Origin of the sequence: Amycolatopsis albispora, assembly GCF_003312875.1 — a bacterium.
GTDB lineage: Bacteria > Actinomycetota > Actinomycetes > Mycobacteriales > Pseudonocardiaceae > Amycolatopsis > Amycolatopsis albispora.
Genome location: NZ_CP015163.1, coordinates 2,729,614 through 2,748,241, shown reverse-complemented (window position 1 = coordinate 2,748,241; position 18,628 = coordinate 2,729,614). Strand labels below are relative to the sequence as shown.

The following is an 18,628-nucleotide window of genomic DNA, read 5'->3' as shown; positions in this document are numbered from 1 at the left end:
AACCGAACTCCTTGGGGGAAGCATGACGGCCAGCGAGGCCAGGGGCGCCGTCCGCGCCTGGATTGTCGACTGGGTGGCGCGGCGCCTGGAGATCCCGGCGCACGCGGTCAGCACCCTGCGGCCGTTGGACGAACACGGCCTGAACTCCACCGACATCGTCGCCCTGACCGGTGAGCTGGGGGAGCACCTCGGCGTGCCGGTGGCCCCCGACGCGGTGTTCGAGTACCCCACCGTCGCGCTGCTGGCGGACCACGTGAGCCAGGTCGTGGGTGCCGCCGGTCCGGTGGCGGCCGAGCCCGCGCCGGAACGGGTGCCCGAGAGCGAAGACCCGATCGCGGTGGTCGGGCTGGGCTGCCGGTTCCCCGGCGGCGTGCGCGGGGCGCGGGCGTTCTGGGAACTGCTCGACGAGGGACGTGACGGGATCCGCCGGGTTCCGGACGGGCGCTGGGATCCGTACACCACCGGTGACCCCGAAGTGGCCGCCGCGGTCGAGGGAGCCGCCGGGACCGGCGGTTTTCTCGAGGACGTCGCCGGCTTCGACGCCGCCTTCTTCGGCATCTCACCGCGTGAGGCGGTGGCGATGGACCCGCAGCAGCGCCTGGTGCTCGAGGTCGCCTGGGAGGCGCTGGAGCACGGCGGCATCCCGCCCCGGAGCCTGGCCGACTCCCGCGCCGGGGTGTTCATGGCCGCGTCGGCCATGGAATACCTGCCCGACGACATCGCCTCGGTGGACGGCTGGGCCACCACCGGCTCGTCGCTCGGGGTGATCGCCAACCGCCTGTCCTACACGCTCGGTTCACGCGGTCCCAGCATGCTGGTGGACACCGCCTGCTCGGGCTCGCTGGTCGCCATCCACCTGGCCTGCCGCCACCTGGCCGGCGGTGACTGCGACCTGGCGGTGGCCGGTGGGGTCAACCTCCTGCTCACCCCGGGTGTCTCGGTCGGCTTCGGCAAATCCGGGGTGCTGTCCTCCGACGGCCGCTGCCACACCTTCGACGAGAGCGCCGACGGCTACTCGCGCGGCGAGGGCGTCGGCGTGGTGGTGCTCAAGCGGCTTTCGGACGCGCGGCGCGACGGCGACGAGGTGCTGGCGGTGGTGCGTGGCACCGCGGTGAACGCCAACGGCCAGTCGAACGGCCTGATGGCGCCCCACCCCGGCGCACAGGAGGAACTGCTCCGCACCACCTACCGCAACGCCGCGGTGGACCCGCTGACCATCGACTTCGTGGAAACCCACGGCACCGGCACCGCGCTCGGCGACCCGATCGAGGTCGGGGCGCTGGCGTCGGTGCTGGCGCCGGGGCGGCCCGACGACCAGCCGGTCCTGCTCGGCGCGGTCAAGACCAATCTCGGGCACCTGGAGGCCGCGGCCGGGGTCGCCGGCTTCATCAAGACGGTGCTGGCCCTGCGGCACGGCCGGATCCCGGCCAACCTCAACTTCGAGACCGCCAACCCGCGGCTCGGCCTGGACACCCGGCCGCTGCGCGTGGTCACCGAGCCCACCCCGTGGCCGGAGCGCGGGCACGTGCGCCGGGCGGCGGTCAGCTCGTTCGGTTTCGGCGGCACCAACGCCCACGCCGTGCTGGAGGCCGCACCCGAGCCCGCCGGGCGGGTGCGCCCGCGCCGGGACCGGGGCGCGGACACCCCGGTCGCGCTGCTGTCGGCCAGTTCGGCCGACGGACTCCGCGCGGAAGCCGCGGCCCTGCTCGACTGGCTGGACGGGCCGGGCGCCGGGGTGCGGGTGACCGACATCGCCCACACCCTGTCCCTCCGCCGTTCCCACGGGTCCGTGCGCGCCGGGCTGCTGGCCCCGGACCACGGCGGGCTCACCGCCGCACTGGCCGGGGTGGCGGACGGGACCCACCACGAGTCGGTGGTCACCGGGGTGGTCCGGGAAGGGCCCGCACCGGTGTTCGTCTTCTCCGGCCAGGGTTCGCAGTGGCCGGGGATGGCCCGCGACCTGCTGGACCGGGACCAGGACTTCACCGAGGTCATCGACGAGCTCGAACCGCTGGTGCGGGAGCTGGCCGGGTTCTCGCTGCGGACGGTGCTGTCCTCGGCGGGGGAGGCGGAACTGTTCGGAGTGGACGTTGTCCAGCCGGTGCTGTTCGCCGTCCAGGTGGCCCTCGCCGCGGCGTGGCGGGCACGGGGCGTGCTGCCGGCCGCGGTCATCGGCCACTCGATGGGCGAGGTCGCCGCCGCGGTGGTCAGCGGCGCGCTGTCCGCGCGTGACGGGGCGCGGATCACCTGCGTCCGGTCCGGGCTGCTCCGGCGGATCTCCGGCCGGGGGCGGATGTCGGTGGTCACCGCCGGCGAAGCGGTGGTGCGCTCCTGGATCGATGACGAGGGACTGGACGGCCAGGTCTCGGTCGCGGTGGTGCTGAGCCCCGGCTCCACCGTGGTCTCCGGCAGCGGGATCGCCGTCGAGCGCCTGGCCAAGGCGGCCGAGGCCGCCGGTGCCGAGGCGATGCCGATCCAGGTCGACGTGGCCTCGCACTCGGCGCAGGTGGACGAACTGCTCGACGAGGTCGCCTCGCGGCTGCGCGGGGTGCCGGCCGGCGCGCCGCAGATCCCGTTCTACTCCACGGTCACCGGTGAGCCGCTCGAAACGGCGATGGACGAGCAGTACTGGGTGTCGAACCTGCGCCGCCCGGTGCGCCTGACCGCGGCGGTCGCCGCCGCGGCCGCCGCGGGGCATTCGGTCTTCCTGGAAGTCAGTCCGCACCCGGTGCTCACCCGGCCGCTGCTGGACACGTTGCGGGACAAGGACGTGCCGGAGCCGGTGGTGCTGCCGACCCTGCACCGCGAGCGGACCGGGGCCGGTGCGCTGGCACTGAGCGCGGCCTGGTTGCACTGCCTCGGCCAGGAAATCGCCTGGAGCGGCGCCTGGACCACCGGCGAGCTGATCGAACTGCCACCGCGGCGCTGGGACCACAAACCGTACTGGCGGGCCCCGAGCCCCGGCCCGGCCGTGCTCCCCGCCGGCGCGCATCCGCTGCTGGGCTCGCGGATCGACCTGGCCGACGCGGCCGGGACGCGGGTCTGGCAGCACGCGCTGGTCCCGGCCGCGCAGCCGTGGGCCGCCGAGCACGAGGTGGCCGGGACCGCGCTGCTGCCGGCCGCCGCACTGGTCGAAATGGCCGCCGCGGCCGCCGCCGAGCTCGGCTTCCCCGCGCCGGTGGTCCACGACCTGGTGCTGCACCAGCCGGTTCCGGCGGGTGAACCGGCCGAGCTGCAGACGTTGTGCCGCCGGGATCCCGGCGCCGCCGCGGCCACCGTGCAGATCCACTACCGCCGGTCCGGGACCACGGACTGGGTCCAGTGCGCGTCCGGCCGGGTGCACTCCGAACGTCCCGGCGAGGCGGTGGAAACCCGTGGGACTCCCGAAAACCCCGAACTCACCGAATTCCCGGTGCCGCGGTGGTACGACGACATGGCCGCGAAGGGCATCCGTTTCGGGCCCCGGTTGCGCGGGGTGCGGACCCTGCGCGCCGGTGACGGCATCGCCGAGGTGGAGCTGGCCCCGCCCGATGGCGCCGCGGCCGATCCCCGGTTCCGGCTGTCGCCGGTGCCGCTCAACGGTGCCCTGCAGGCGATCGGCGCGGCCCTGCCGGCCGGCAGCGCCCCGATGGTGGTCAGCGGGGTGGGGCAGGTGCGGGCGCTGACCTCGGTGCCGGCCACCCGCGCGGTGGTGCGGGTGACCGCCGGGCACCGCGGGCTCGTCGCCGACCTGGACCTGTGGGCCGGCGCGGAGCCGGTCGCCTCGCTGTCCGGGGTGCGGCTGACGCCGGTGCCCGGCACGGCCGGCCCCGAGGAGCCGGACGCGCGGTGGTGGCACGAGTTCACCTGGCGCGCCGAACCGCTCACCGGCCGGACCGCCGCAGGGGAGCGCTGGCTGCTGCTCGGCGGCGACCAGGCGCTGGCCGCGGGCCTGCACCGCCACGGGGTCCAGTGCCGCCTGCTCGGCACGGACGCCGACCTCGGGCCCGCCCTCACCGGGGTGGACCGGGTGGTCCTGCTCGCCGGGCCGGACGGGGACGAGCCCGCGACGGCGGTGCGCCTGGCCGCCGAAGCGGTGACGGTGATCCAGCGGCTGGCGCGGGCCGGAGCGGCCGCACCACGCCTGCACTTCGTCACCCGGCGCGCCCAGGTGCTCGGCGGCGAGGCCGCGGTCAACGCGGCGCAGGCGGTGTGGTGGGGGCTCGGCCGCAGTGCCGCGCTCGAACACCCGGAGTTCTGGGGTGGTCTGGTGGACCTGGACGAGGACGACCCGGCCGGGGTGGCCACCCGGCTCGCCGCGGAACTCGCCGCGGCACCGCCCGGCGCGCAGAGCGCCTACCGTGACGGCGAGCGCCGCACCCCGGTCCTGCGGCCGGTCGCGGCGCCGCCGCGGGAGCGGGTGGCGGAGGCTGCCGACGGCTGCCAGCTGGTTGTCGGCGGCACCGGACGGCTCGGTCCGCACCTGCTCGGCGAGCTGGCCGCACGCGGCGCCCGCTGCCTGGTGGTGCTGTCACGCCGTGGCCTGCGCGGAGAAGCCCTGCGACGCGCGGAGGAACTGCGTGCCGAGGGGATCACGGTGGTGGATTTCACCGCCGATGTCGCCGACCGCGAGGCGCTGGCGCCGTTGTTCGCCCGGTTCGGCGCGGACCTGCCGCCCCTGCGGCGGATCTACCACGCCGCCTTCGCCGAATCCGTCGAAACACTGGCCGAACTGGCCGAACCGGCGCTGGCGCGGATGTTCCGGACCAAAGTGGACGGTCTGGTCACGCTGCACGGGCTGGCGGGCGCCGCCGAGATCGTCTGCCTGTCCTCCACCACCGGGCTGCTCGGCTCGGCCGGGCTGGCGCACTACGCCGCCGCGAGCTGCTTCGCCGACACGTACGCCATGGCCCACTCGGCGGCGGGCGGGGCGTTGCGGGTGGTGAACCTCGGTCCGTGCGCCGACGGCCTGGCCGGAACCGGGCACGAGGAGGTCATCCTCGCCTCCGGCCTGCGGCTGATGCCGGGACGGCACGCGGTCGCCGGTCTCGGCCAGGTGCCTGCCGTCGGCGGGCGGCAGTACGTGCTGGCCGACGCCGACTGGGCCGCGGTGGACCAGTCCTTCGCGCTGGCCGTGCGCACACCGGTGCTGGCCGAGCTGGCCGGCGCCGGACCGTCCACAGTAGACGCGACGGTCAAACCGGCCACTGTGGACTCGGCGGGCGCGCTGGCGGAGCTGGCCACCGCCGGCGACCGGCGCCGCCGGGAGATCCTGCGCGAGCACCTGCGGATCCTGGTCGCCGAGGCGATGGGCACCGAGCCCGCCGCGCTGAACCTGCAGCAGAACCTGTTCATGCTCGGCATGGACTCGCTGATGAGCCTGGCGGTGATCCGCGCGGTCGCGGCGACCCTCGGCTACCAGCTCGCGGCCACCGTGCTCCAGGAGAACCCCACCGTGGCCGCACTGGCCGACCACCTCGCCGGCCAGCGCCTGCTGACCGGCCACGCCGAAGGAGACCCACAGTGGGAAAAGTAGCCTTGGTCACCGGCGGGAGCCGGGGTATCGGACTGGCCACCGCACGGGCACTGGCCAAGTCCGGGATGCGGGTCGCCATCACCCACCTCGGCACCGAGCCGCCACCCGACCTCTACGCGGTCCGGTGCGACGTCCGGGACGCCGGCGCGGTGGACGAGGCGTTCACCGCGGTGGAACGGGATCTCGGCGCGGTCGAGGTGCTGGTCGCCAACGCGGGCATCACGCGGGACCGCCTGCTGGCGACCATGACCGAGAACGACTTCGAGGACGTGCTCCGGACCAACCTGTCCGGGGCCTACCACGTGGCCCGGCGCGCGATCCGCTCGATGATCCGCCGTCGTGCCGGGCGCATCATCGCGGTGTCTTCCGCCTCGGCCATCATCGGCGCGCGCGGGCAGGCCAACTACGTCGCGGCCAAGGCCGGGATGATCGGCTTCGCCAGGGCCACCGCACTGGAACTGGCCTCGCGCAACATCACCGTGAACGTGGTCGCCCCCGGCTGGATCGAGACCGCGATGACCAGGGACCTGCCGGACGCCACCAGGGAGGCCGCGGCGGAGAGCATCCCGATGGGCCGCTTCGGCACCGACGAGGAGGTGGCCGAGGTCATCGCCTTCCTCGCCGGGCCGGGTGCCTCGTACCTGACCGGCGTGGTGCTGCCCGTCGACGGCGGCCTGACCCTGGAGCGGTGATCGGCGTGCTGGAAGGCAGAACGGTACTGGTGACCGGCGTGATCACCACCTCGTCCATCGCGTTCCACGTGGCCCGCGAGGCGCAGCTGGCCGGCGCCAGGGTCATCCTGACCGGCTACGGGCGGCTGCGGCTGGTCGAGCGGCTGGCCGGCCGGCTGCCCGAGCCGGTCCCGGTGCTGGAACTGGACGTGACCGATCCGGCGCAGCTGGACTCGCTGGCCGGCCGACTCGGCGAGCACACCGGCCATCTCGACGGGGTGCTGCACTCCATCGCCTACGCGCCGCCGGCGGCGCTGGGGGGCAACTTCCTCGACACCGGCTGGGCCGACGTGGCGACCACGCTGCACACCTCGACCTATTCGCTCAAGGCGCTGACCACCGCCGTCCTTCCCCTGCTGGAGAAGGGAAAGGACAGCGCGGTGGTCGGGCTGGACTTCGACGCGTCGGTGGCCTGGGACGGCTACGACTGGATGGGCGTGGCCAAGGCCGGGCTCGAGTCGACCGCGCGTTACCTGGCCAGGTACCTGGGACCGCGGGGGATCCGGGTGAACCTGGTCGCCGCCGGCCCGCTGCGCACCATGGCGGCCAAGGACCTGTCCGGGTTCGACGAGAACCGGCCGGTGTGGGCCGACAACGCGCCGCTGGGCTGGCAGGACCGGGACCCCACCGCGGCCGCCCGTGCCTGCGTGGCCCTGCTCTCGGACTGGTTTCCCGCCACCACCGGCGAAATCGTCCACGTCGACGGTGGCGCGCACGCGATGGGTTTCTGACTTCCCGCCTGTGCTTGACGTATCGGAAGGGGTGAAGATGGCGGATCTCACCGAGATCGCCGCATGGTTCGCCGGCCACGAAGGGACCCGGCTCGGGCACAGCGACTGGCTGGAGGTGACCCCGGACGACGTCCGTGCCTTCGCCGACGTGACCCGGGACTGGCAGCGCATCCACCTCGACGCCGAGGTGGCCGCCGCCGGGCCGTACGGGGTGCCGGTGGCGCACGGGTTCTACGTGCTGGGCCTGATCCCGTACCTGACCTCCGGGCTGCTGGACCTGCGCTGGACCACGCTCGGCCTGAACTACCGGCTCGACCGCGTCCGGTTCCACGCCCCGGTGCTGGTGGGCGACAAGGTGCGGGGCACCGCCACGATCGGCGGTTCGCGCGTCCGGCCCCGCGGCTTCCTGGAACTGGTGCTCCAGGTGACCGTGGAGACCTCCAGTGCCGATCGCCCGGCCTGCACCGCCGACCACACCCGGCTGTACCAGGTGGCCGCCGACGCCGAGCTGCCCGATCTCGCCCACGCCGGCACAGTCCGCCTGGACCCCCCGCCGGACCGACCCGCCGGGAGCGACCGATGACCGAGAAACCGAAGCCCGCGGGCGGTGCCGCGCCGGAATTCGGTGCCGGGCGCCTGCTGCTGATCGCCACCGGTGCGATCCAGTCGGTGCACCTGCCGTTCTGGCTCACCTGGTTGCGCGGCCACTATCCCGGCCTCGAGGTGCGCGCGGTGCTCACCCGTGGTGCGCTGCGGTTCACCACAAAACAGGCGGTGAGCATTCTGACCGGAAACGAGGTCGTCGTCGACGAATGGCCGGAAAACGCGCCCACCACCGCGTTGCACGTCGACCTGGTGGAATGGGCCGAGGCCATCGCGGTCTATCCGGCCTCGGTGCACTACCTGGCCAGGTCCGCGCTGGGGCTGGCCGACACACCGAGCATGCTCACCGTGCACTCGGCCACCGTGCCCATCGGGTTCGCCCCGTCCCTGCCGCCGGGGGTGGAGGAGAATCCGGTGTACCAGAACAACATCCGGCTGCTGGAGCAGCGGCCGAACGTGGTCGTCTCGGCCACCCAGGCCGCGCGCAGCGCCACCACCGGCCGTTCGGACGCGCGTGGCGCGGCCCCGCTGTCCACCGTGCTCCGTGACATGGAAACGATCCGCCTGCGCGAAACTGCCCCGGAAAATTTAGAGGAAACAGTTCCCGGTGAGTTTTCGTTAAAAGGTTGACGCCGGGCCGCGCGTTCTGAATACTCTTATTCAGAGGGAGCGAACCGGGGAAACAAAAACGAAGTTCGCTGACATTCCACGCGGTTCGGCGTGGTTCCCGACGAGTCTTCGCTCGTCACCGGAAAATCACCGAGGTTGCCAGTCATGAGTGTTGCCGCTCGCCAGGTCTACTGCTTCGCGGACCAGGTTTTCTACGAAACACCGGATCGGTGGGAACGCGAGCACAGCTCTTTCGGGGTCTCCGCCAGGGAGGTGCCGGCGGGCTGGCGCCGCACCGACCGCGGGTTCTGGACGCATCTCTCCCCGATCGGGGCGGAACTGCCCGAGCAGGGCTGGAAGATCCACGTCACGGCCGGTCCGGCGGACCTGGAGCAGGCCTGCGACCTCGTCTGGGACTACTGCGTGGCCAGGAACCTGCCGTTCAAGCACCTGTCCACCCCGCACACCTATCTCGCGGTCAACTCGAAGTACGCCCCCCGCGGCGCCAGCGGAAAGCTGGTGACCATCTACCCGGCCGACGAGCGCCAGCTGGAATCGGTGCTGCTCGACCTGGAGAAGGAGCTCGACGGCGTGCGCGGCCCGGACATCCTCAGCGACCTGCGCTGGCGGGAGTCGCCGCTGTTCGTGCGGTACGGCTCCTTCGTCGAACGGTACTGCCTCGACGCCGACGGTGAGTTCGTCGCCGCGCTGGCCACCCCGGACGGGGAGCTGGTCCCGGACCTGCGGAAGCCGGTCTTCACCGTGCCGGACTGGGTGCGTGTGCCGGAGTTCCTCGCCGAGAGCGAGCACGCGCGGCGGGCCGCCGACCGGTTCCCGTACCGGGTGCTCAAGGCACTGCACTTCTCCAACGGCGGCGGGGTCTACCTGGCCGAGCGGGAGTCCGACGGCAAGCGTGTGGTGCTCAAGGAAGCCCGCGCGCTGGCCGGGCTGGACCGCGGGTTCGGCGACGCTCCCGGCCGGCTGGCCCGCGAGCACCGCGCGCTGACCGAACTGGCCGGTATTCCCGGGATTCCCGAGTGGTACGACTTCTTCGAAGCCGGCGGCAGCCAGTTCCTGGCCATGGAGTACGTCGAGGGCACCAGCCTGTGGGTGTGGATGGCCAAGAACCACCCGATGATCCTGTTCGACCTCCCCGAACCCGAGGCCTACCGGGCCTACCGGGACGAGGCGCTGGACCTGCTCGGCCGCATCGGCGAAATCCTGGACCAGGTGCACGCCCGCGGCATCGGCTTCGGCGACCTGCACTTCGGCAACGTGATGGTGCGCCCGGACGGCTCGATCGCGCTGGTCGACTTCGAGATGATCTTCGACCTGGCCGATCCGGACTACAGCCCGGTGATGGGCACGATGGGCTTCATCGCCGGCCGCGAGGCCCGCGGCCTGGAACTGGACGACTACGCCTTCGCCGCGCTCAAGCTCGCGCTGTTCTTCCCGATGGAGAAGATGCGCGTGTTCGACCACGCGAAACTGGCGCAGCAGCTCGGCATCATCGGCGACCGGTTCGGCCTGGACGAGGAGTTCCTCGGCGCCATCCGGTCGAAACTGGGTGATCCGAAGGTGCGGCCGCTGGCGCCACCCGGGCTCGGTGAGAAGCCGCTCGAAGTCGATTTCGCGGCCGGGGTGCCGGACTGGCCGTCGATGATTTCCTCGATGCAGCGGGCGATACTGGCCTCGGCCGAGCCGTCCCGCACCGACCGGCTCTTCCCCGGCGACTCGGCGCAGTTCCGCGCCGGGGGCGGGGTGAACCTGGCGCACGGCGCGGCCGGGGTGCTGTGGGCGCTGGCCCGCACCGGCGTCCGCGACGAAGGTCTCGAGCGGTGGCTGGCCGAGGCCGCCACGCGGATCGAGCACCAGCCACCCGGGTTCTACAATGGACTGCACGGCGTGGCCTACGCCCTCGACTTTCTCGGCCACAGCGCCGAAGCACACCGGCTGCTCGACCGCGCCGGCGGCCAGTCGGCGGCGATCCGCGAGATCGGCCTGTACAAGGGGCTGAGCGGGATCGGGCTGAACTGGCTGCACTTCGGCGAGTACGAGCGGGCCGCCGCGGCCGCCGCGACACTGGCCGCCGCGCTCGAGTCCGGCGGCGGTGAGGCCGGTGCCGCGACTTCGGTGAAGGGCGGTCTGCTGCACGGCTGGTCCGGGCCCGCGTTGCTCTTCGTCCGCATGGCCGAGCACACCGGGGACCCGGCGTTCCTCGACCTCGCGGTCCGTGCCCTGCACCGGGATCTGGACCAGTGCGTGGTCACCCGGTCCGGTTCGCTGCAGGTGGAGGAGCGGGGCACCCGCACCCTGGCCTATCTCGACGTGGGCAGCGCGGGCATCGCGCTGGTCGCCGACGAACTGCTGCCCCACCGGGCGGACGAGCGGATCGCCGAGGCGCTGCCCCGGCTGCTCACCGCCTGCTCCAGCGAGTTCGTGCTGCAGCCGCAGCTGTTCAGCGGCCGCGCCGGACTGCTGGCCGCGCTGGACCGCAACCGGCGGCGCGACCCCGGCCTGGCGGGGCTGGACGAGCTGATCGAACGGCACCTGGTGCGCCAGTCCTGGCACGCGGTTTCCTACCGCGGGCACCTGGCCTTCCCCGGCGATTTCGGCCTGCGGTTGTCGATGGACCTCGGCACCGGCACGGCGGGCGTGCTGCTCACCACCGCCGCCTGCACCGGGCAGAGCGGGGCCTTCCTGCCCTTCTTCAGCGACCGCCCGGCAGCCGGCGTGGACCACCGCCGCGAAGCCGTTCTCGAAGCCACAGCTTGAAGTAGGGAGAACTAGTTCAACAAGGAGGTGAAAACCATGGAGAACGTCCGCGACCTGCAGACCCTCGTGATCGAGGTGGAGGAGAGCGACCTGCCGTCCTCGACCGGCTCGATCACCTGCTGAGCTGATTCGCGCCAGTGCGCGAAATCCGGCAAGGCAAGGCTCGAAGTAGGAAGAACCAGTCCAACAGGGAGGTGAAAACCATGGAGAACGTCCGCGACCTGCAGACCCTCGTCATCGAGGTGGAGGAGAGCGACCTGCCGTCCTCGACCGGCTCGATCACCTGCTGAGGTGATTTCCGGTTGTTGAGCAGCTAGCCGTGGTGGGGGCGCGAACCGCGTTCGCGTCCCCACCACCCGCAAGAAGTCTTCTGGGGGACGGGAAAACGTCATGGCAGAGTCGATCTTGAGCGCGGACACCGGACTGGACGCGGTGCGGGCGCTGTATGACTGGGGCACCTACCAGCGGGCCACCGAGCCGGTGATCTTCGACGCCGGTTCCGGCGCCTGGCATGTCTTTTCCTTCGAGGAGGCCGAACGGGTCTTCACCGACCGCAAGATCTTCTCCAGCGAGTTCCCCCGCGAGGTCTCGGTCAACGACGACCTCATCGAGGGCAACCTGGCCCTGACCGACCCGCCCCGGCACACCGAGCTGCGCGGGCTGGTGAGCAAGCGGTTCACCGCGCGCGCCATCACCGAGCTGCGGGACGAGATCGACACCATCATCACCGGATTGCTGGACAACCTGTCCGGCGACACCGGCATCGACTTCGTCGACGAGTTCTCCTACCGGCTCCCGGCCAGCGTGATCGCCCATGTGCTCGGGCTGCCGCGCGCGGACGTGCCGCTGTTCAAGCGGTGGAGTTTCGCGCAGCTGTCCGAGCAGCGGACGCAGGCCGTCGAAGCCGAGGGGCAGCACGACGTCGCGCGCTCGGTGCTCGCCGAGATGCGCGAGTACTTCGCCGAGCAGGTGCGGGACCGCCGGGCGAACCCGCGGGACGACCTGATCACCGCGCTGGCCCACGCCGAGATCCACGGTGTCCGCCTCTCCGACGAGGAACTCATCGGTTTTCTCCGCCTGCTGCTCACCGGCGGGGACATGACCACCTGCTCGCTGATCACCAGCGCGGTGCTGTGCTTCGACGGCCGGGCCGGCCTGCTCGACCGGCTGCGCGAGGACCCCGGGCTCATCCCCGCCGCGGTGGAGGAGGTGGCCAGGTACCGGCCGCCGTTCGCCAGGGTGGCCCGGTGGACCACGGCCGAGACCGAGCTCGGCGGGGTCCGCGTCCCGGCGGGGCAGGTGGTGCTGCCCTGGCTGACCTCGGCCAACCGCGACGAGCGGAAGTTCGCCGACGCCGAGGAGTTCCGGGTGGACCGCCACCCCAACCCGCATCTGAGCTTCGGCCGCGGGGTCCACTTCTGCCTCGGCGTTCATCTGTCCAAATTGGAGGCTCAGCGCGCGCTGGCGCAGCTGGCCGCCCGCTTCGAGGACATCGCGGTCCGGACCGACGAACCCCTGCGGCACTTCGATCCCGCGGGCGGGGTGCTGGCGCTGGCCGCGCTGCCGGTGGATTTCCGCGCCCGATCCTCCAGCCGGCCATGACGGCAGTGACGCCAGTGAGGAGGCAGCGATGAGAGTCCTCGTCTACACCTACGGCACGCGCGGTGACGTGCAGCCGTACCTGGCACTGGCGCACGCCCTCGCCGCACGCGGTCACCACGCCGTGCTGTCCGCCCCGGCGCTGTACGCCGACCTGGCCGCGGGGTACGGCGTCGAGTTCGCCCCGCGTGACGACGCGATCATCCGGATGTACCTGGAGGATCCGGAAGTCCAGTACACGATGGCGTACCAGGGCAGCGGCGATCCCGGTTACCGCAAGCGCGGGCGGCGGGCGAGCACCCGGCTGCGGCGGACGCTGCGCACCCGGCTGCCGAAGATGCTGCAGGACACCTCGGCCGCCGCGGCGGGCGGCGCCGATCTGGTGGTGGCCGGGTACTACCAGTGGGAACTGGGCCAGCACGTCGCCGAGCACCTCGGCGTGCCGCTGGTGATGACCTCCCTGTGGCCGAACTGCGTGCCCACCCGCTACTACGCCAGCGAGCTGGTGCCCTTCGGCATGCGCCTGCCCGAGCCGCTCTGCCGCCTGAGCTACCTGCCGATGCGGAACTTCCAGGTGGGGCGCCGGATCGTGGACGAGTGGCGGGAGAACACGCTCGGCCTGCCGCGGCGCCGCGGCCGCCACAACCGGATGCGGACGCCCACCGGCGAGCGGGTCCCGTTCCTGCACGGCTTCAGCCCCCTGGTGGTGCCGCCGGCCTCGGACTGGCGCGGGGAAGTGCACACCACCGGGTTCTGGCGGCTGCCCCCGGCCGGTGACTGGACGCCCCCGGCGGAGCTGACCGGGTTCCTCGACGGCGACACCCCGACGGTGTTCGTGGGCTTCGGCAGCCTGCTCAGCCGGGACGCCGCCGAGACCGGCCGGATCATCCGCGACGCGGTCGCCGGCGCCGGGGTGCGGGCGGTGGTCCGGCGGGACAAGAACATCGACGCCACGCTGCTCGGCCCGGACGTGCTCCTGGTCGACGAAGCACCCTACGACTGGCTCTTCCCGCGGATGGACGCGGTGGTGCACGGCGGCGGTGTCGGCACGGTCAACGACGCGCTGGCCGCCGGGGTGCCGCAGGTGCCGATCCCGCACACCAGCGAGCAGGAGGCCTGGTGCCGCCGCGTCCACGAGCTGGGCGTGGCGACGGCACCGGTGCGGCAGCGTGACCTGACCGCCGACGGGCTGGCCGCGGCGCTGCGCGCGGCCACCCGCGACCAGGCCATGACCGCCGCGGCCGGCCGGCTGGGCAGCCGGATCCAGGCGGAGGACGGCGCCGGCACGGCCGCGCGCGCACTCGAGTCGATGGTGCGCGAACCGGCGCCGGTCCGGTGAACCGGGGTGAGCTGAGATGACCGACGTGATGGCGAAGTGGGCCGGGAAGACCGTGGTGGTCACCGGCGGGCTCGGGTTCCTCGGTTCGCACTTCACCGAGGAACTGCTCGCCGCCGGCGCCGAAGTGGTGAGCCTGCACCGGAACGACAGTTTCGGGCGCCTCCAGCAGTTGCGGCGGGTGCCCGGCGCCGAGCGGCTGCGGCCGCTGCGGGTGGACCTGCTCGACGAGAACGAACTGCGGGCCGCGTTCCGGTTCTGCGCGCCGCGGGTGGACGCGGTTTTCCACTGCGCCGCGCTGGACGGCAACTCCGAGTTCAAGGTGAAGAACTCCGCGCGCATTCTCGACCTGAACCTGCGGTACACCTCCAACCTGCTCAACTGCGCGCGCGACTGCGGAGTCGGGGACGTGGTGCTGATCAGCTCGGCCGAGATCTACTGCACCGACAGCCCGGCCCCGATCACCGAAGAGGACGACTTCCGGCGGACCATGCGGTACTCGACCAACGGGTACTTCCTGTCGAAGGTGTTCGGCGAGGTGCTGGCCGAGCTGTTCCGCGCGCAGTTCGAGATGAACGTGTTCCTGGTCCGGCCGACCAACGTGTACGGCCCGCGCGACGGGTTCCACGGCCCGGTCAACCGGGTGATCCCGAGCATGCTGGCGCGGATCGCGGCCGGCGAGGAGATCGAGATCTGGGGTGACGGCAGCCAGGTCCGCTCCTTCGTCTACGTGACCGACATGGTGCGCGCGACCCTGGAGATGGTGGCGGCGGACCGGTACCGCACCTTCAACATCGGCAGCACCGAGTCGGTGGCCATCGTGGAGCTGGCCAGGACGCTGGCGGAGATGCTCGGTGAGCCGGAGCGCATCCACCTGCGCCCGGACAAGCCGGCCGGTCCCTCGGCCCGGCGCCTGGACGTGGGCCGCATGACCGAGGTCATCTCCTTCGTGCCACGCCCGCTGCGGGAGGGGCTCGCCGAAACCGTGCGCTGGTACCAGGAACGGCAGCTGGCGACGTCCGGGCTGGCGGGCCGGGTGTGACCGAGCTGGGCGCAGCGCACCGGGACCCGGCGCCGCCGGTGGACCGGGATCCCCACCGCTGGCTGGAACGGACCGGCTCGGCCGGAACCCAGGCGTGGCTGGAAGAACAGCGCGTGCGGTTCGAACGGCACCGCGCTCGGTGGCCGCGCGGGTTCGCGGACCGGCTGGCCGAGCTGTCGGACACCGGGGCCGCCGGCATCCCGGTCTGGGCCGGTGACCGATGTTTCACCGACCGGCGTCCCCGCGGGCACGAACACGATGTGGTGTGGGTGACCGGCCCCGGCGGCCGTGCCCGGATGCTGCTGGATCCGGCGGAATTCGGTCCCGGAGCCACTCTCGACGCCTGGCAGCCGTCCCCGGAGGGCGGGCTGCTCGCGTTCCAGATTTCCCTGGGTGGCACGGAACTGGGCACGCTGCGGGTGCTGGACGTGGACACCGGCGAGGTGGTGGACGGGCCGTTCGGCCGGTGCCGGACCTCCCCGGTCGCCTGGTTGCCCGGCGGCCGCGCGTTCTGCTACGTCCACGACGGCGAACCAGCCGGGACCCGCGAGGTCCGGCTGCACCGGATCGGGGAGCCGGGTCCGGACACCACGGTCCTGTCCGGGTACGCCTCGTACGGCTTGAGCACACACCGAACACGCCTGCTCGTCACCGCTTCCCGTGGCCCCTCCCAGTCCCGGGATCTCTGGATCGCCGAACTGCCGGAGGACGGCGTGGTGACCGGGACGCGCCTGATCCGCGGCGGGCTCGGCGGACGCGTGCGCACCGCCATCGACCGCGCGGGCCGGGTGTACCTGCTGTCCGACGAGACCGCGGAACGCGGCCGGTTGCTCCGGACGGTGACGGCGGATGCCCCGAACTGGGAAGAGTTGCTGCCCGAGGACGCCGAAGCCGTGCTGGAGGATTTCCGGCTGCTGGACGCACCGGAACTGGCCCGGCCGCTGCTGCTGGTGTTCCGCTCGCTGGCGACGGTGGCCGAGGTCGTGGCCCACGATCTGCGCACCGGCGAACCGGTCCACCGGGCCGGGTTGCCCGGCGCCGGTTCGGTGCCGGTCATCTCCGACCGCCCGCGGCGGGCCGACGAGGCTTTCTTCACCTACACCGACTACACCACCCCGCCGACCGTGCTGCGCTACGACGGCCACACCGGCGCGGTGTCGGCCTGGGCCGCGCCGGAGCGCCACACCCCGGACCCCCGGATCCGCACCTGGCACGAAACCTGCCGCTCCGCGGACGGGACCGAGGTCCGCCTCCACATCGTGGCCGCCGGCGCACCCGGGCCCCGGCCCGCCATTCTCTACGGCTACGGCGGTTTCGGCCTGTCCCAGCGCCCCGGGTACTCACCGGCGCTGCTGGCCTGGGTGCAGGCCGGTGGGGTCTACGCCATCGCGCAGGTCCGCGGCGGTGGGGAGAACGGCCGGAGCTGGCACCACGATGGCCGGCTCGACCGCAAGCAGCGGAGTTTCGACGATTTCCACGCGGCCGCGCACTGGCTGGTCGAGCGCGGCTGGACCACCGAGGGCCAGCTGGGCCTGTTCGGGGTGTCCAACGGCGGGCTGCTGGTCGGGGCGGCGCTGACGCAGATCCCCGGCCGGTTCGCCGCCGCGGTGTGCTCGGCGCCGCTGCTGGACATGGTCCGCTACGAGCGGTTCGGGCTCGGGCGGCTCTGGCGGGGCGAGTACGGGCGCGCGGACGACCCGGAGCAGCTGGCCTGGCTGCGTGCCTATTCGCCGTACCACCGGGTCGAGGAGACCACGGAATACCCGGCGGTGCTGTTCACCGTTTTCGACGCCGACACGAGGGTGTCGCCGGTGCACGCGTACAAGATGTGCGCCGCGCTGTCGCGGGCGCGCGGCGGGCCGTTCCTGCTGCGCCGCGAGCTCGGCGCCGGTCACGGACGCCGTCCGGCCAGCCGGGAGATCGAACTGAACGCCGACTGCCTGTCCTTCTTCGCCGACCGCCTCGGGCTCGGCGGAGGGGGAGCGGGGACGGAGGGGAGCAACACGAAGTGAAAGCCCTGATCTACGCCTACGGCTCACGAGGTGACGTGCAGCCCTATCTGGCGCTGGCGCACGCGCTGAACCAGGCCGGGCACGAAGCCGTTCTCGCCGCTCCGGAGCGGTTCGCCAAGCACGCCGCGGAGTACGGCGTGGACTACGTGCCACGCAACCAGGAACTGCTCGACTTCTACGTCAACGATCCCGACCTGTCCACCTGGCTGCGCAACCAGGGGGACAACAAGGCGGCCACCCGTGCGGTCCGCAAGCGGGCACTGGCGAAGCTGTCGAAGGAGTTCATCCGCTGCTTTCCCGGCATACTCCGGGAAATCTCGGCCGCGGCGCCGGCGGACGCCGACGTGGTCGTCCAGTCCTACGAGGGACTGCCGTTCGAGCAGGGGCACCACGTCGCCGAAAAGCTCGGTGTGCCGACCGTGCTGGCCACCCTGTTCCCGAACTACGTGCCCTCGGCCCACTACCCGGCGCGGTACCTGCCGTCGGATCGCGAGTTCCCGCGGGTGGTGCGGCGGCTGAGCCACTTCCCGGTGCGGGTACTGCGGCCGATCGGGAAGATGGCGGTGGACATGTGGCGGGACGAGGTGCTGGGCCTGCCCGCCCGCCGCGGCCAGCACAACCGGCTGCGCCGCCCGGACGGCGGCCCGGTGCCGGTGCTCCACGGCTTCAGCCCCGAACTCGTGCCCCCGGCGCCGGACTGGCCGCCGTGGGTGGCGACCACCGGGTTCTGGTACGTGCCGCCACGCGAGGGCTTCACCCCGCCCCGTGAGCTGCTCCGGTTCCTGGAAGCCGGGGAAACGCCGCTGTGCGTCAGTTTCGGCACGGTGCGGGGAATCGATCCCCGGCACGCGGGCCAGCTGGTGCTGGAGGCGATCCGGCGGGTCGGCATGCGCGCGGTGGTGATCCGGGCTTCCGGCAGCCTGGAGATCGACGACCCGCCCCAGGACGTGCTGGTCACCGACGACATTCCCTACTGGTGGCTGTTCGCCAGGGTGCGCGCGGTGGTGCACGCGGCCGGGGTGGGCGTGATCAACGAGGCCCTGCGCATCGGAATTCCGCAGATCGCCTGCCCTGTCCACAATGAACAGTTGATGTGGGCGGTGCACGCGCATCGCGCCGGTGTCGCGCCGCCGCCGATTCGCAACCGCGATCTGAATCCGGCGAATTTGGCCGCCGCGATCCGGACGGCGGTCGGTGACGAGTCCATTTCCGCCAGGGCGCGGGAACTGGCCACCAGGGTTTCCGCGGAGAACGGCGCCGAGCGCGCGGTGGCCGTGCTGGAACACCTTCTCGCGCACCGCGACACGCTGCTGACCGCCCGGCCGCACCGTGCTAAGGTGGCAAAACAGTAGTCATTTGATCACTGCGGGTGGCTAAGGGGGACTTGTGAAAGGTAGCTTGAGGTTCACCGTGGGAGTACTCGGACTCCTGTGCGTGATCCAGGGGATCGGTGGCCTGATCCAGGGAGCGGTGCATCCGGATTACCACGGCTGGTACCTGATGCACTACATTTTCGACGCCACGGGCGCGCGTATCGCGGCCAATATCGGCATGATCCTGGTCGGCTCGTTCCTGTTGCACATCACTCGGGACACCAAGAAGAAAAAGGAAGTCGAGCAGCAGTAGCCTGCCCGGCCCCGTCCGCCGAGGGCGCGGCTTCACCGGTGTTCCGGCA

At 72.3% G+C, this 18,628-nt stretch carries 12 protein-coding genes; all 12 read left to right on the top strand.

Annotated features, from left to right (window positions below):
* Positions 1–22: 22 nt before the first annotated feature.
* The 12 genes from A4R43_RS12735 to A4R43_RS12680 all read left to right on the top strand — a co-directional run bounded on the left by A4R43_RS12735 (position 23) and on the right by A4R43_RS12680 (position 18,579).
* Entirely contained in the window at positions 23–5,515 is a 5,493-nt protein-coding gene (locus A4R43_RS12735; protein ID WP_113692539.1) for a type I polyketide synthase, read from the top strand.
* On the top strand, positions 5,503–6,207 hold the full coding sequence (fabG, locus tag A4R43_RS12730) for a 3-oxoacyl-ACP reductase FabG (protein WP_113692538.1): 705 nt from the start codon (positions 5,503–5,505) through the stop codon (positions 6,205–6,207). Before A4R43_RS12735 ends, fabG begins: the two co-directional genes overlap by 13 nt.
* Positions 6,204–6,977: an enoyl-ACP reductase FabI gene (gene fabI, locus A4R43_RS12725; RefSeq protein WP_205215314.1), complete on the top strand. Its 774-nt coding sequence runs from the start codon at positions 6,204–6,206 to the stop codon at positions 6,975–6,977. Before fabG ends, fabI begins: the two co-directional genes overlap by 4 nt.
* A gap of 37 nt (positions 6,978–7,014) precedes the next feature.
* Positions 7,015–7,560 (top strand): MaoC family dehydratase, encoded by a 546-nt coding sequence (locus A4R43_RS12720; RefSeq protein ID WP_162788448.1) that lies wholly within the window; start codon positions 7,015–7,017, stop codon positions 7,558–7,560.
* Positions 7,557–8,210 carry a flavoprotein gene (locus tag A4R43_RS12715; RefSeq protein ID WP_113692536.1) on the top strand — a complete coding sequence of 218 codons (654 nt, stop codon included), beginning with the start codon at positions 7,557–7,559 and terminating at the stop codon, positions 8,208–8,210. The genes A4R43_RS12720 and A4R43_RS12715 overlap by 4 nt, the downstream gene beginning before the upstream one ends.
* A 144-nt stretch (positions 8,211–8,354) precedes the next feature.
* Positions 8,355–10,964: a class III lanthionine synthetase LanKC gene (gene lanKC / locus A4R43_RS12710; RefSeq protein ID WP_113692535.1), complete on the top strand. Its 2,610-nt coding sequence runs from the start codon at positions 8,355–8,357 to the stop codon at positions 10,962–10,964.
* A 390-nt stretch (positions 10,965–11,354) separates the two neighbouring features.
* Positions 11,355–12,566, top strand: coding sequence for a cytochrome P450 (locus A4R43_RS12705; protein ID WP_113692534.1), 1,212 nt, complete (start codon positions 11,355–11,357; stop codon positions 12,564–12,566).
* A gap of 28 nt (positions 12,567–12,594) precedes the next feature.
* A complete protein-coding gene (locus tag A4R43_RS12700; protein ID WP_113692533.1) occupies positions 12,595–13,902 on the top strand; it encodes a glycosyltransferase in 1,308 nt (435 codons plus the stop codon).
* A 16-nt stretch (positions 13,903–13,918) separates the two neighbouring features.
* A complete protein-coding gene (locus tag A4R43_RS12695) occupies positions 13,919–14,941 on the top strand; it encodes an NAD-dependent epimerase/dehydratase family protein (protein WP_113692532.1) in 1,023 nt (340 codons plus the stop codon).
* Entirely contained in the window at positions 14,938–16,953 is a 2,016-nt protein-coding gene (locus A4R43_RS12690; protein WP_113692531.1) for a prolyl oligopeptidase family serine peptidase, read from the top strand. Before A4R43_RS12695 ends, A4R43_RS12690 begins: the two co-directional genes overlap by 4 nt.
* Positions 16,950–18,305: a glycosyltransferase gene (locus tag A4R43_RS12685; RefSeq protein ID WP_162788447.1), complete on the top strand. Its 1,356-nt coding sequence runs from the start codon at positions 16,950–16,952 to the stop codon at positions 18,303–18,305. Before A4R43_RS12690 ends, A4R43_RS12685 begins: the two co-directional genes overlap by 4 nt.
* 82 nt (positions 18,306–18,387) lie before the next feature.
* Positions 18,388–18,579 carry a hypothetical protein gene (locus tag A4R43_RS12680; protein WP_113692529.1) on the top strand — a complete coding sequence of 64 codons (192 nt, stop codon included), beginning with the start codon at positions 18,388–18,390 and terminating at the stop codon, positions 18,577–18,579.
* The last annotated feature ends 49 nt before the right edge of the window (positions 18,580–18,628 follow it).

Bases quoted from the DNA above. Each gene is read 5' to 3' on its own strand.
- A4R43_RS12720 (WP_162788448.1), top strand. From the start codon at position 7,015: ATGGCGGATCTCACCGAGATCGCCGCATGGTTCGCCGGCCACGAAGGG.
- A4R43_RS12700 (WP_113692533.1), top strand. From the start codon at position 12,595: ATGAGAGTCCTCGTCTACACCTACGGCACGCGCGGTGACGTGCAGCCG.
- A4R43_RS12695 (WP_113692532.1), top strand. From the start codon at position 13,919: ATGACCGACGTGATGGCGAAGTGGGCCGGGAAGACCGTGGTGGTCACC.
- A4R43_RS12735 (WP_113692539.1), top strand. From the start codon at position 23: ATGACGGCCAGCGAGGCCAGGGGCGCCGTCCGCGCCTGGATTGTCGAC.
- lanKC (WP_113692535.1), top strand. From the start codon at position 8,355: ATGAGTGTTGCCGCTCGCCAGGTCTACTGCTTCGCGGACCAGGTTTTC.
- A4R43_RS12705 (WP_113692534.1), top strand. From the start codon at position 11,355: ATGGCAGAGTCGATCTTGAGCGCGGACACCGGACTGGACGCGGTGCGG.
- A4R43_RS12715 (WP_113692536.1), top strand. From the start codon at position 7,557: ATGACCGAGAAACCGAAGCCCGCGGGCGGTGCCGCGCCGGAATTCGGT.